The organism is Sphingomonas sp. R-74633 (assembly GCF_013416555.1).
Taxonomy (GTDB): domain Bacteria; phylum Pseudomonadota; class Alphaproteobacteria; order Sphingomonadales; family Sphingomonadaceae; genus Sphingomonas.
Window position 1 is genome coordinate 942,759 of sequence record NZ_JACCFG010000001.1, and the last position, 12,861, is coordinate 955,619.

General features: G+C 67.1%; 10 protein-coding genes. 9 read left to right on the top strand and 1 reads right to left on the bottom strand.

What is annotated here, in order from left to right:
- The first annotated feature begins 39 nt into the window (after positions 1–39).
- From HZY97_RS04465 to HZY97_RS04505, 9 genes are all read left to right on the top strand, one after another.
- The gene (locus tag HZY97_RS04465) at positions 40–2,088 is read left to right on the top strand and encodes a S9 family peptidase (protein WP_180140959.1); all 2,049 of its coding nucleotides are present in this window, start codon (positions 40–42) and stop codon (positions 2,086–2,088) included.
- Between the two features lie 85 nt (positions 2,089–2,173).
- Entirely contained in the window at positions 2,174–3,103 is a 930-nt protein-coding gene (locus HZY97_RS04470) for a hypothetical protein (protein ID WP_180140961.1), read from the top strand.
- Between the two features lie 55 nt (positions 3,104–3,158).
- Positions 3,159–5,837, top strand: a complete 2,679-nt coding sequence (locus HZY97_RS04475) for a valine--tRNA ligase (RefSeq protein WP_180140968.1) — start codon at positions 3,159–3,161, stop codon at positions 5,835–5,837.
- A gap of 117 nt (positions 5,838–5,954) precedes the next feature.
- Entirely contained in the window at positions 5,955–7,400 is a 1,446-nt protein-coding gene (locus HZY97_RS04480) for an MATE family efflux transporter (RefSeq protein WP_180140970.1), read from the top strand.
- Between the two features lie 18 nt (positions 7,401–7,418).
- Entirely contained in the window at positions 7,419–8,405 is a 987-nt protein-coding gene (hemB, locus tag HZY97_RS04485; protein WP_180140972.1) for a porphobilinogen synthase, read from the top strand.
- Positions 8,402–8,935: a GNAT family N-acetyltransferase gene (locus HZY97_RS04490; RefSeq protein ID WP_180140974.1), complete on the top strand. Its 534-nt coding sequence runs from the start codon at positions 8,402–8,404 to the stop codon at positions 8,933–8,935. Before hemB ends, HZY97_RS04490 begins: the two co-directional genes overlap by 4 nt.
- A complete protein-coding gene (locus HZY97_RS04495) occupies positions 8,932–9,474 on the top strand; it encodes a GNAT family N-acetyltransferase (RefSeq protein WP_180140976.1) in 543 nt (180 codons plus the stop codon). The genes HZY97_RS04490 and HZY97_RS04495 overlap by 4 nt, the downstream gene beginning before the upstream one ends.
- The gene (locus HZY97_RS04500) at positions 9,471–10,025 is read left to right on the top strand and encodes a GNAT family N-acetyltransferase (RefSeq protein ID WP_180140978.1); all 555 of its coding nucleotides are present in this window, start codon (positions 9,471–9,473) and stop codon (positions 10,023–10,025) included. Before HZY97_RS04495 ends, HZY97_RS04500 begins: the two co-directional genes overlap by 4 nt.
- A 22-nt stretch (positions 10,026–10,047) precedes the next feature.
- On the top strand, positions 10,048–12,321 hold the full coding sequence (locus HZY97_RS04505) for a fused MFS/spermidine synthase (protein ID WP_180140980.1): 2,274 nt from the start codon (positions 10,048–10,050) through the stop codon (positions 12,319–12,321).
- Here HZY97_RS04505 and HZY97_RS04510 read toward each other — a convergent pair.
- Complete coding sequence (locus HZY97_RS04510) at positions 12,318–12,815, bottom strand: hypothetical protein (protein WP_180140982.1); 498 nt, start codon at positions 12,813–12,815, stop codon at positions 12,318–12,320. The genes HZY97_RS04505 and HZY97_RS04510 overlap by 4 nt on opposite strands.
- Between the last annotated feature and the right edge of the window lie 46 nt (positions 12,816–12,861).

The window sequence follows — 12,861 nt, forward strand, 5'->3', positions numbered from 1 at the left end:
CGATTGTAACGATCGCACGCTTCTGCTGTATTCGCGGCCATGAAGCATCTCCTGCTCGCGAGCGTTGCACTCGCCGCCACCACTGCGCCCGCGCTGGCGCGTGACCTCACCATCCAGGACGTCCAGTCGCTGTCGCGCGTCGGCGCCCCTGCAGTGTCGCCCGACGGCCACTGGCTCGTCTGGCAGCAGCGCGAGGCGGATATTGCCGCCAACAAGGGCCGCTACGACCTGTGGCGTCTCGACCTGACCGTGAAGGGCGCCAAGCCCGAGAAACTGGTTGCCGAGGCCGATGTCAACGAAACCGCCCCGCAATTCTCCGCCGACGGCAAGACCGTCTGGTTCCAGTCGGACAAGGGCGGCGACGATGCCGTATGGAGCGTCGCCGTCACCGGTGGCACCGCAACCCAGCTCACCCATATCCCGGGCGGGTTCAGCGGCTTCAAGGTCTCTCCCGACGGCTCCAAACTGCTCGTCTGGGCCGATCGCAAGCCCGGCGCGCCCAGCCTCGAGCCGGCAATGGTCAAGAAGGACCCGAACGCCGGCGTTGGCCGCACCTATGACCAGCTCTTCATCCGCCACTGGGATACGTGGAGCAACGGCGAGCGCTCGCAGCTCTTCGTCCTTCCCTTCGGTCCGGGCGGCGCGACCGGCAACGGCGTCGCGATCGAAGGCGGCCTGATCGGCGATGCGCCGTCCAAGCCCTTTGGCGGCGGCGAGGAAGTGACCTGGTCGGCCGACAGCAAGACCGTCTATTTCGCCCTGCGCGAAGCGGGTCGGATCGAATCCAAGTCGACCAATCTCGATATCTTCGCGGCGCCCGCGGACGGCTCGGCGGCCCCGGTGAACCTGACCAAGGCGAATGAGGGGATGGACAATCTCCCCACCGTCTCGCCGGACGGCAAGTGGCTCGCTTATTTCTCGATGGCCCGCGCCACCTATGAGGCCGATCGCCAGGTGCTCCAGCTGCGCAATCTCGCCACCGGCGAGACCAAAGCGCTGACCCAGGCCTGGGACCGCTCGGTCGGCTCGATTGCCTGGTCGCAGGACTCCAAGACGATCTACGTCACAGCCGAGGACACGCAGGAAAACCCGATCTGGTCGGTCGATCCGAAGAGCGGCAAGGTCGCGCGGCTCACCCAGATCGGCAATGTCAGCGCCGTCGTTCCGACCAAGGGCGGCGTGGTCTATTCGATGAACAGCCTCACGGCGCCGGATGACTTCTACCAGCTCAAGGGCAAGGCCAGCACCCAGCTCACGTCGGTCAACGCCGAGAAGCTCGCCGGCATTCCGATGCCCAAGGTCGAGCGCTTCAGCTTCACCGGCGCGAACAACGACACCGTCTGGGGATATACCGTGAAGCCCGCCGGCCTGGCCGAGGGCAAGAAGGCGCCGATCGCCTTCATCGTCCATGGCGGCCCGCAGGGATCGAGCAACAACAGCTGGTCCTATCGCTGGAACCCCGCCGTGTTCGCTGGCGCCGGCTATGCGGTGGTCGCCGTCGATTTCCACGGCTCCACCGGCTACGGCCAGGCCTTCACCGATGCGATCCGCAACAACTGGGGCGGCTGGCCGCTCGAGGACCTGCAAAAGGGCCTCAAGGCCGCGACAGACAAGTTCGCCTATCTCGACGCCGACAATGCCTGCGCGCTCGGCGCCTCCTATGGCGGCTATATGATGAACTGGATCGAAGGGCAGTGGCCCGACCGGTTCAAGTGCATCGTCCAGCATGACGGCGTGTTCGACGCCCGTGCCATGGCCTATGAGACCGAGGAGCTGTGGTTCGACGAGTGGGAACATGGCGGCAAGGCCTATTTCGAAGACCCCGCCGCGTTCGAGAAGTGGAACCCGGTCAACCATGTCGACAAGTGGAAGACCCCGCAGCTGGTGATCACCAGCGAGAAGGACTTCCGCATCCCCTATACCCAGGGCCTGGCCGCCTTCACTGCGCTCCAGCGCCGCGAGATCCCGTCCAAGCTGCTGGTCTTCCCGGATGAGAACCACTGGGTGCTCAAGCCGAAGAACAGCATGCAATGGTATGGCGAAGTGCTCGGCTGGCTGAACAAGTATACCAGCAAGACACCGGAATAACTTCGCTCGGAAATGGCTTAAAGCCCATTAGCTAGCGGGCTGCGCATCGGGTAACCTCCTGCCTTGTCTTTGGGGGAGACACGCGATGCGCAGCCTGTTTGCCATTCTATTCCTTCTTTCCGCCAGCCTTGCTTATTCCGCACCGGCACTGGCACAGGACAATGCGGCCATCGCGAACGAGGCGGCGGCCGACACCGGCAATGCGAGCGCCGCGCCGGTTGCGAATGCCACCCAGCCCAATGCGACGAATGCCGATCAGGGGCAGGGTGCCCAAGGCCAGTCGGGCGCCAATAGCGGCACCGCCCCGGCGCCGCAGGTCATCACCGAATCGGGCAAGGTGCTCGTCGTCCTGTTCGTGCTCGCGGCGATCCTCGAGTCCGCGCTGGCCTGGTTCTTCAACCTTCAATTCTTCGCAGCGACCTTCAACGGGCGCAGCGTCAAGCCGCTCATCTCCTGCCTGTTCGCCCTGGCGGTGACCTTCGGCTTCAAGTCGGTGCTGCTCATCGATCTGTTCGCCAAATATAGCTACGACACGAGCGGCGCCGACGCGCATTTCCTCTGCCGCCTGATCGAATCGCTGGTGCTCGCCGGGGGCAGCGCCGGGGTGAACCGGCTGCTGCGCAACCTCGGCATCCGCCCGATCGATCCGATCGCCGAGCGCAATCCCACGCCGCCGCCACAGGAAGCCTGGCTCGCCGTCGAGCATAGCCGCACCAACGCGGTCGGCCCGGTAGCGGTCGAGATCAGCATCGGCACCAATCCTGCCACCCCCGCGGGCATCTGGCAGGTTGCCGGACAGATCAGCGGCCGCAAGCGGTTGACCGGCATCTCGCGCTGGCTGTTCCGCGACCGGAGCCGCTTTCCGGCGAGCGGTGGCTATGCCGTGCTGCCGGGTGCGCCGATCATGGTGAGGCTGTCCTGGACCAAGCCGGATGGCACGGTCGTCTATTCGCCCGTCTGGGGACCGAATGCGCTGGCGGATCGCGCGATCGTCGACATCGCCCTGCCAATCTAGGCCGCCACAGCGCGCACCGGCTTGGATTTTCTGGCGGCGGGGCTAAGGCGGCAGGATGAGCGAACTGCCGAAGACCTTCGACCCCGCCGAGCTGGAATCCCGCTGGTACAGCCATTGGGAAGCAAATGGCCTGTTCCGTCCCGAACGCGACGGCGCCGATCCCTGGACGCTGGTCAATCCGCCGCCCAATGTGACGGGCAGCCTGCATATCGGGCATGCGCTCGACAATACGCTGCAGGACATTCTCGTCCGCCACGCCCGCTTGAAGGGCAAGGACGCGCGCTGGGTGGTCGGCACCGATCACGCGGGCATCGCGACGCAGATGGTCGTCGAGCGCCAGCTCAACGCGAAGCAGCGGAAGCGCACCGACTTCACGCGCGAGGAATTCGTCGCGAAGGTCTGGGAGTGGAAGGAAGAGAGCGGGGGCGAGATCACGCAGCAGCTCCGCCGGCTCGGCTGCTCGATGGACTGGTCCGAAGAGCGTTTCACGATGGACGAGGGCTTCTCGAAGGCCGTCCTCAAGGTGTTCGTCGAGCTGCACAAGCAGGGGCTGCTCTACCGCGACAAGCGGCTGGTGAACTGGGATCCGGGCCTCGGCACCGCGATCAGTGACCTTGAGGTCGAGACCAAGGACGTCAAGGGCAGCTTCTGGCACCTGAAATACCCGCTCGCCGACGGCTCGGGCTTCATCGAGGTCGCGACCACGCGCCCCGAGACGATGCTTGCCGACATGGCGGTGGCAGTGAATGCCGAGGACACACGCTACACCCATCTCGTCGGCAAGATGGTCAAGCTGCCGATCACCGGCCGCCTGATCCCGATCGTCACCGACGAGCATGCCGATCCCGAGCTCGGTTCGGGCGCGGTCAAGATCACCCCGGGGCATGACTTCAACGACTTCGAAGTCGGCCGCCGCGCCGGGATCGAGGCGCGCGATATGCTCAACATGCTCGACGCCAAGGCCCGCATCACCCAGACTTCGGACGGGCTGATCCCCGACGAGCTGCTCGGCCTCGACCGGTTCGAGGCGCGCAAGCTGGTGGTCGCGCGGCTAAAGGGCGAAGGCTATCTGATCCCGCATGTCGACAAGGACGGCGAGGAGCATGACGCCGAGCCGCGCACGATCGCGACGCCATTCGGCGATCGCTCGGGCGACGTGATCGAGCCCTGGCTGACCGACCAATGGTATGTCGACGCCGCGACGCTCGCCAAGCCGGCGATCGAGGCCGTCCGCTCGGGCGCGACCAAGATCGTGCCGAAGAGCTGGGAAAAGACCTATTTCAACTGGATGGAGAACATCCAGCCCTGGTGCGTCTCGCGCCAGCTCTGGTGGGGGCACCGGATCCCGGCCTGGTTCGCCGAGGATGGCAGCATCTATGTCGCCGAGACCGAGGCTGAGGCCCAGGCGCAGGCCGGGGAGGGCGTGCAGCTCACCCAGGACAACGACGTGCTCGACACCTGGTTCTCCTCGGCGCTTTGGCCCTTCGCGACGATGGGCTGGCCGGAGAATCCCGATCCCACGCTCGGCGGGCGTTATCCGAACGACGTGCTGATCTCGGGCTTCGACATCCTGTTCTTCTGGGATGCCCGCATGATGATGCAGGGCCTGCAGTTCATGAAGGCGGTGCCCTTCAAGACGCTGTATCTGCACGGCCTCGTTCGCGCGGCGGACGGACAGAAGATGTCCAAGTCCAAGGGCAATGTCGTCAATCCGCTCGGGCTGATCGACAGCTACGGCGCCGATGCGCTGCGCTTCTTCATGGCGGCGATGGAAAGCCAGGGCCGCGACATCAAGATGGATGAGCGCCGGATCGAGGGTTATCGCAACTTCGCGACCAAGCTGTGGAACGCCGCGCGCTTCGCCCAGTCGAACGGCATCTCCGCCTCGACGCATATCGAAGCGCCCGAGGCGACGCTGGCAGTCAACCGCTGGATCATCGCCGAGACGGTCGCCACCGTGCAGGCGCTCGACCTCGCGTTGGCCGACCTCCGCTTCGACGAGGCAGCGAACACGATCTACCAGTTCGTCTGGAGCCGCTTCTGCGACTGGTATCTCGAGCTGATCAAGCCGGTCCTCCAGGGCGAGGGCGCCGAGGGTGCCGAAGAGACCCGCGCGGTCGCCGGCTGGGCGCTCGACCAGATCCTGGTCATGCTCCACCCGTTCATGCCCTTCATCACCGAAGAGCTTTGGTCGAAGATGGGCCCGCGCGAGCATGAGCTGATCGTCGCGAAATGGCCGATGGCCGATGCCCGCGCGCTCGATCCCGCTGCCGCGCAGGAAGTCGACTGGCTGATCCGCCTGGTCAGCGAGATCCGTGCCGCGCGCACCGAACTCAACGTGCCGCCGGGCGCCCGCCTGCCGGTCTTTGTGCGCGATGCTTCGGTCGAAACCATTGCACGCCTCGGCCGCCAGGAAGCCGCGCTGGCGCGTCTCGCCCGCGTCGATCAGGCATCTGGCGAGGTTCCCGCCGGCGGTTCGCTCCAGATCGTCGTCGATGAGGCCACCTTCGTGGTGCCGCTCGGCGATGTGGTTGACATCGAAGCCGAGAAGACTCGCCTCGCCAAGGCAATTGCCGCGGCCGAGAAGGAGCGCGACGGTCTCGCGGGGCGCCTCAACAACCCGAGCTTCGTCGAACGCGCCAAGCCGGAAGCGGTCGAAAAGGCGCGTGCCGACCATGCCGAGAAGGCTGCGGAAGCCGAACGGCTGAGCGCGGCGCTGGCGCGGCTGGGGTAAACAACAATCGTCACTCCGGCGAAAGCCGGGGCCCAGGGTCACACAGGTCAACGCCCGTAACCCCAGGGCCCCGGCTTTCGCCGGGGAACAACATAATCAGAGGGGAGTAGGGCAGGGATGGCACCACCGGCAAAGCGCCACGACCTGACCCAGGGCCCGATCGGCAAGACCCTCCTCCTGTTCGCGCTCCCCACGCTCGGCTCGAACATCCTTCAGTCGCTGAACGGCTCGATCAACTCGATCTGGGTCGGCCGCTTCCTTGGCGAGCAGGCGCTGGCGGCCACCAGCAACGCCAACATCATCATGTTCCTAATGTTCTCGGCGGTGTTCGGCTTCGGCATGGCGGCGACGATCCTGATCGGCCAGTCGATGGGCCGGCACGACGTCGAGGCGGCACGCCGCGCCTTCGGCTCCGCCATCGGCCTGGTGATGACCGGCGCGGTGCTGATCGCGATCCTCGGCTGGGTCTTCGCACCCCAGATCCTGCATCTCCTCGCCACCCCCGGCGAGGCGCAGGCCATGGCGCTGGCCTATCTGCGCGTGATCTTCCTGGGGCTCCCCTTCGCGATGCTCGGCGTGCTCATCCAGATGAGCCTGCGCGGCACCGGCGATTCGATCACACCGCTGTGGTTCATGGTGCTCAGCGTCACGATCGACGCCGGCCTCAACCCGCTGCTCATCGAAGGCATCGGCCCGTTCCCGCGCATGGGGATCGCCGGCTCCGCCACCGCAACGCTCTGCGCCGGTGTCGCCTCGAGCCTCGGCCTGCTAATCTATGTCTATGCCCGCGACCTGCCCATCCGCCTGAGGGGGGCCGAATTCCGCTACCTCATCCCCGAAAAGGCGCTGATCCGCACGATCGTCGCCAAGGGCCTGCCGATGGGCGCGCAGATGCTGGTGATGTCCACCGCCGGCCTGTCGATGATCGGGCTGGTCAACCGGCTGGGTGTCGACACCGCCGCGGCCTATGCCGTCTCGCAGCAGCTCTGGACCTATATCCAGATGCCCGCGATGGCGATCGGCGTCGCCGTCTCGAGCATGGCCGCGCAGAATATCGGTGCCGGCAAATGGGAGCGGGTCAATTCGATCACCCGCGCGGGCCTGACCTACAACACCGCGATCACCCTCATCGTGATCGTCGCAATCATCCTGTTCGATCGCCCGGTGATGGCGCTGTTCGTCGGCGGCGATTCGCCCGCCATCCCGATCGCCCGCCACATCCAGCTGATCTCGAGCTGGACCTTCGTCATGTTCGGCGCGACGATGGTGCTGTTCTCCACCGTCCGCGCCAACGGCGCCACCATCCCGCCGCTCGTCATCCTGGCGATCACGCTGTTCCCGATCCGCTTCGGCTTCGCGATCCTGGGCCAGCGCTGGCTGGGCCACGATGCGCTGTGGCTGGCCTTCCCGATCGGATCGGCCTGCTCGCTGGCGCTGGCCGCGCTCTATTTCCGCTATGGCAACTGGCGCAGCGAAGTGCTGGTCGTGCCCGAACCCCAGGATCTCGAGGAAGAGGCGCAGGCCACCAGCGAACCCGCGGGGCGCTTGCAACCCAATTGCTGAGGGCGCATCAGCGCCACCATGAGTCAGTATCCCGCGCTCCGCCTCCGCCGCACCCGTGCCTCCGAGTGGAGCCGCCGGATGCATGCCGAAACCGTGCTGACCCCGGCGAACCTGATCTGGCCGCTATTCGTCACCGAGGGCGATGCCGAAGAACCGATCGCCTCGCTCCCCGGCGTCTCGCGCTGGGGCCTGAAGGCCATTGTCGAGCGCGCCCGCGAAGCCCGCGACCTCGGCATCCCGTGCCTGGCGCTCTTCCCCAACACGCCGCGTGAACTGCGCACCGATGACGGGCGCGAGGCGCTCAATCCCGACAATCTGATGTGCCGGGCGATCAAGGCGATCAAGGACGCGGTGCCCGATATCGGCATCCTCACCGACGTCGCGCTCGATCCCTATACCGCGCACGGCCATGACGGCATCGTCGACGCGCAGGGCTATGTCCTCAACGACGAGACCAGCGCGGTGCTGGTCGACCAGGCACTGCTCCAGGCCGAGGCTGGCGCGGACATCGTCGCCCCGTCGGACATGATGGACGGCCGCGTCGGTGCGATCCGCGGCGCGCTGGAGGCGAACGGCCACGTCAACGTCCAGATCATGGCCTATGCCGCGAAATACGCCTCGGCATTCTACGGCCCGTTCCGCGACGCCGTCGGCTCGCGCGGGCTGCTCAAGGGCGACAAGAAGACCTACCAGATGGACCCGGCCAATGCCGAGGAAGCCCTGCGAGAGGTCGCGCTCGACATCGCCGAGGGTGCGGACAGCGTGATGGTCAAGCCCGGGCTGCCCTATCTCGACATCATCCTGCGCGTGAAGAGCGAGTTCCAGGTACCGGTCTTCGCCTATCAGGTGAGCGGCGAATACGCGATGATCGAGGCCGCTGCGGCAGCCGGGGCGGGGGAGCGCGAGGCGCTCGTTCTCGAAACGCTGATGGCCTTTCGCCGCGCCGGCTGCTCGGGCGTGCTCACCTATCACGCCCCGCTGGCGGCGAAGCTGCTCGCCAAGTGATCGAAACCAAGCGCCTGCTTCTCCGTCCCTGGCGCGAGGCGGACAAGCCTGGCTTCCATGCGCTGGTCAACACCCCGGCGATGATGGCGCATTTCGGCGGTCCGGTGCCGCAGGCCAGGCATGACGCGATCCTCGACAAGCAGATCGCTCAGCAGGAACGCTTCGGCCACTGCATGTGGGCGGTTGAACTCCGCGAGACCGGCGAGCTGGCGGGCGTCTGCGGCGTCCGCATCGGCGGCCATCCGAACACCCCGGTGCCCGAGGAGCTCGAGATCGGCTGGCGCATCGGCGAGAAATATTGGGGGCAGGGCATCGCCCGTGAGGCAGCCGAAGCAAGCCTCGCCTGGGGCTGGGCGAACACCGACCGGCCTCGAATCGCCGCCTGGACGGTGATCGGCAATACGCGCAGCTGGGGCCTGATGGAGCGGCTCGGCATGGTCCGCCGCGCCGATCTCGACTTCCACCACCCCGAATATCCGCCCGAGGACCCGTTCGGCGCGATGATCGTCTACGCGATCGACCGCCCGTGATCGAAACCGCGCGCCTCCGCCTGCGCCCCTGGGCGGCTTGCGATCGCACAGCGTTCGATTCGCTGTTCAACACGCGGTTGATGATGGCCCATCTCGGCGGCATCCGCTCGCTTGAGAAGATGGCCGCGATGTTCGAGCGCCGCCTGCACGACCAGGAACATTATGGTCATTGCTACTGGGCCGCCGAACTGCGCGACACCGGCGAGCTGGTCGGCAGCTGCGGTATCCGGATCGCGCATGACTATGGCGCGCACGCCGCGGTGGCCGGCATGCCGGAGATCGGCTGGCGCGTCTCCGAAAAGCATTGGGGCAAGGGCTATGCCCGCGAGGCAGCGGAGGCGAGCATCGCCTGGGGCTGGGCCAATCTCGACGCTTCGGCAATCGGTGCCTGGACGACCCAGCCCAACAGCCGGAGCTGGGGCCTGATGGAGCGGCTCGGCATGACCCGCCGCGCCGATCTCGACTTCCATCACTATGGCTATCCGAGCGAAGATCCCACCGGCGCGATGATCGTCTATCTGCTGGACCGCCCCCGATGATCGAGACCCCGCGGCTGATCCTGCGCCGCTGGCAGGACAGCGATCGCCCCGCCTGGCACGCGATGGGCCAGGATCCCGTGGTCATGGAATTTCTCGGGCCGCCGCTCACCCCGGAGGCTGCCGACGCCGCCATGGAGCGCCAGAACGCATTGATCGACGCGCACGGCCATTGTTTCTGGGCGGTCGAGCGCAAGGAAGACGGGGCGTTCCTCGGCTTTTGCGGCCTCAAGCCCGGCCCCGAAGGCACGCCGCTGCTCGGCGAGATCGAGATCGGCTGGCGTTTCGCGCCCGCTTACTGGGGCAAGGGCTATGCGCGCGAGGCAGCGCAGGCGAGCCTCGACTGGGCCTGGGCCCATCTCGAAGTGCCGACGGTCGCCGCGATGACCGTCCTCGGCAATACGCGAAGCTGGGGGCTGATGGAGCGTCTGGGCATGACGCGCGTTCCCGCCGACGACTTCATCCATCCCCAGGCACCCGAATGGCTGAACCCGCACATCACCTATCGGATCGCGCGGCCAACCGTTCATCGCGGCGAAAGCCCGTCCGGCTAAGCCGGGGTGGGGGAGGATGTTGATGGACGACCAGACCGACGAACCGGCCGTCCTGCACGCCCCGCGCTGGCTGTTCGTCGCCGCGATTCTCGCCGGCTCCTTCCTGCTCTTCCTCGTCCAGCCGATGGTCGCCCGGATGGCGCTGCCGCAACTGGGCGGCGCGCCGGCGGTGTGGAACAGCGCGATGCTGGTCTATCAGGCGCTTCTGCTCGGCGGCTACGCCTATGCCCATTGGCTCGGCCGCGTGCCGCCGCGGATGCAGGCGACGATCCACCTCGCCGTGCTGGTCGGCGCCGCGCTCTGGCTGCCGATCGGCGTGATCGCGATGGAGCTGCCCGGCGACGCCGAACCGGCGCTGTGGGTGCCCTGGCTGCTCGTCGCTTCGATCGGCCCGCTGTTCTTCGCCATTTCGGCCCAGGCCCCCTTGCTCCAGCGCTGGTACAGCATCGCCAGTCACGGCCGCGATCCCTATGCGCTCTATGCCGCCTCCAATATCGGCAGTTTCGGCGGGCTGCTCGCCTATCCGCTGATCGTTGAGCCGACTTTGGCGCTCAAGGGCCAGAGCTGGCTGTGGACCGCCAGCTATGTCCTCGTCCTGCTACTAGTCGCCGGTTGCGCCTCCCGCCTGCCGCGCAAGGCCGATGATGAGCCCCATGTCGTGCACCACACCCCCGCGCCCGGCTGGGGCAGGGTGTTCCACTGGGTCGTCCTCGCGCTCGTCCCCTCGGGACTGATGCTGGCCACCACCACTTTCCTCACTACCGACATCGTCGCCGTGCCGATGCTGTGGGTGCTGCCGCTCGGCCTGTACCTGCTCAGCTTCTCGGTCGCCTTCCGCGACGATGCCGTGCTACCCGAGATCCTCACCAAATTCGCGCCGGTGATCATCCTGATGTTCGGCGCGACGCTGATCGCCGGGCACCAGAAGCTCGCCTATCTCAATGCGATCATCGGGCTGCTGCTGTTGTTCACGGTCTCGGTGACGCTTCATGCCCGGATGTATGTCCTGCGCCCGGCGCCGGACCGGCTGACCGGCTTCTACCTCGCAATGTCCTTCGGCGGAGCGCTGGGCGGGGTGTTCGCCGCCCTGATCGCACCGCTCGTGTTCGACTGGACCTATGAATATCCGCTGCTCGTCTTCGCGGCCGGCGCGCTGTGCCCGCAGATCTTCCTTATCCCGGCGATCGGGGCGCTATGGCGTCGTAACGCCAGCCTGAAGACGCTGGTGCTCGCCGCCACCGTGGCGCTGCTGGTCTGGCTCGGCATCGCCAATCCGGGCGGCCTGTTCGGCGAGTTGCACGAGCAGATCGCCTTCGTGCTCGTCGCCGCGCTTGGGCTGCTCGCCGTCGGGCGCCGTCCCGCTTTCCTCGCCGCGCTGGCGGGTGGGCTGATCCTCTTCGGCGGCTACAAGGCGATCCAGCTTTCGCTCAGCGACGCCCGCACCCGCAGCTATTTCGGCGTCTACACCGTCACCGACTATGCGAATGAGCGCCAGCTCGCACACGGCACCACGCTGCACGGCGTCCAGCTCAAGGGCGCGCTATCGACCCGGCCGACCACCTATTACGTCCCCGGATCCGGCGTGGGGCAGGCGATGCAGGCGCTGCCCGATCTCTATGGCCCGGCGGCCCGCGTCGGCGTGGTCGGCCTGGGGACCGGTACGCTCGCCTGCTATGCGAAGCCCGGCCAGAGCTGGCGCTTCTTCGAGATCGACCCGGCGATCGTCCAGCTCGCCCGCGATTCGGGCAAGTTCACCTTCCTGCGGCAATGCGCTCCGCAGACGGCCATCTCGATCGGCGACGCCCGCGTCCGCCTGACCGAATCGCAGTCCGCCAGCCTCGACCTGCTCGCGCTCGACGCCTTCTCGTCGGACACGGTGCCGATGCACCTGCTCACGCGCGAGGCCTTTGCCACTTATGACCGGGTGCTGGCGCCAAACGGCTTGCTGCTGGTGCACATCTCCAACCGGTTCATGGCGCTCGCCCCGGTCGTCTCGGCGGCAGCGCGCGACGGTGGCTGGCGGGCGGTGCGGCTGTCTTATGAGCCTGCGCCGCACTTCGTCGCCGCGCCCAGCCTCAGCGGAGGTACCAAGGTCGACCAGGTCGAGCCCGAAGGCGAATCGGCGTCCGAATGGATCGCGCTCAGCCATGATCCTGCCGTGCTGAACCGGCTGGTCGCCCGCGGGGGCGGCTGGCGGCCGCTCGCCGCCTGGCCGGGCTTCACGCCCTGGACCGACGATTACGCCTCGGTGATCCCCGTGCTGCGCCTGCTCCACCCGGAACTGGCCAACGACTAGCCGCCGGTGCCACCCAGTGCGGCCTCGAGCGAATCGATGCGGGCCTGCTGCGTATCGGCAGCCTTGGCGGCATCGGCCGCTGCGGCATCGAGCGCAGGGTAGGGCGGCAGGCCATCGACGCCGCGCTGCGTCGCCAGTTCCTCCAGGTCGGACAGCGCAGTGACGGCGGGGCGGCGCAGCTCGGCGAGGCCGCCCATCGCCACCTGCGCCTGCAGCCAGGGCTCGGAGCCCTGCGGCAGGCCGCGCGCCACGGCGATCTTGGCCTCCGCGTCCTGCGCGCCTGCGACGAACGCCTTGTTGCCTGCCTCGAGGCCGGCGCGAATCTCGGCGACCTTGGTGTCGAGCGCCGGGTCGGGCGTTGCCACCGGCACCGGGCGATCGGGCTCGGCGAGGCTGGTCTGCTCGATCGGGCGGGGAAGCAAGGAGGGGTAACGCCCCGAAGGCTGGGTGCAGCCGGCAAGGGCGGTAAGGCTGAGCAGCAGGATAAATCGCATGGATGTGCCTTATGCCTGTGGAAAACTGCACGCAACGGCTTGCGCG

Bases quoted from the DNA above. Each gene is read 5' to 3' on its own strand.
- HZY97_RS04480 (WP_180140970.1), top strand. From the start codon at position 5,955: ATGGCACCACCGGCAAAGCGCCACGACCTGACCCAGGGCCCGATCGGC.
- HZY97_RS04510 (WP_180140982.1), bottom strand. From the start codon at position 12,815: ATGCGATTTATCCTGCTGCTCAGCCTTACCGCCCTTGCCGGCTGCACC.
- HZY97_RS04475 (WP_180140968.1), top strand. From the start codon at position 3,159: ATGAGCGAACTGCCGAAGACCTTCGACCCCGCCGAGCTGGAATCCCGC.
- HZY97_RS04470 (WP_180140961.1), top strand. From the start codon at position 2,174: ATGCGCAGCCTGTTTGCCATTCTATTCCTTCTTTCCGCCAGCCTTGCT.
- hemB (WP_180140972.1), top strand. From the start codon at position 7,419: ATGAGTCAGTATCCCGCGCTCCGCCTCCGCCGCACCCGTGCCTCCGAG.
- HZY97_RS04505 (WP_180140980.1), top strand. From the start codon at position 10,048: ATGGACGACCAGACCGACGAACCGGCCGTCCTGCACGCCCCGCGCTGG.
- HZY97_RS04465 (WP_180140959.1), top strand. From the start codon at position 40: ATGAAGCATCTCCTGCTCGCGAGCGTTGCACTCGCCGCCACCACTGCG.
- HZY97_RS04500 (WP_180140978.1), top strand. From the start codon at position 9,471: ATGATCGAGACCCCGCGGCTGATCCTGCGCCGCTGGCAGGACAGCGAT.